Below are 607 nucleotides of genomic sequence, written 5' to 3' on the forward strand. Positions count from 1 at the left end.
AGATCGTTCGCTCCGACCGTCTACACGGTTGCGACGCTGCCGAAGACGAAGAACGGGAAGATCATGCGCCGCGCCATCCGGGCGCGGTTCCTCGGGGACCCGGTGGGGGACATGTCGTCACTCGACCCGGCGACACCACTCGAAGATATCCCGCACCCACAGGTACTGAAGAAGGGTTAGGGCGATGAGCCAGAACGACACTCAGAATGTTCAGTTGCACAACACTTCAGTGAAGACGTATGACGGGTTCCCGACGTTGGCGATCGATCGTCCGTCGGAGGGGGTGCTGCGGATCGTGCTGGACGGGCCGGATCTGCATGCGGTCGGTGCGGACATGCACCGGGAGTTGGCGGATGTGTGGGCGGCGATCGCCCGGGACGAGTCGGTGCGGGCGGTGTTGATCCGCGGCGCCGGTGACCGCGCCTTCTCGGCGGGCGGCAGCTTCGATCTCATCGACGCGATGGTCAAGGACTGGGACACCCGCACCCGTGTCATGCACGAGGCGCGAGATCTGGTCCGCAACATCATCGAATGCCCGGCACCGATCGTGTCGGCGATCAACGGGCCGGCGGTCGGTGCCGGATTGGTCGCCGCTCTGCTGGCGGAT

Annotated in this window: 2 protein-coding genes; both read left to right on the forward strand. The window is 65.2% G+C overall.

Translation table 11 applies throughout. The features are described from left to right. On the forward strand, nucleotides 1–180 hold a 180-nt coding region (locus tag RJ1_RS45175), incomplete at its 5' end, for a hypothetical protein (protein WP_143169633.1). Nucleotides 181–229: 49 nt separating this feature from the next. Then, the coding region (locus tag RJ1_RS45180) for an enoyl-CoA hydratase-related protein (protein ID WP_174695097.1) at nucleotides 230–607 on the forward strand (378 nt) is incomplete at its 3' end.

Origin of the sequence: Rhodococcus jostii NBRC 16295 (assembly GCF_001894825.1) — a bacterium.
Lineage (GTDB): Bacteria > Actinomycetota > Actinomycetes > Mycobacteriales > Mycobacteriaceae > Rhodococcus_F > Rhodococcus_F jostii.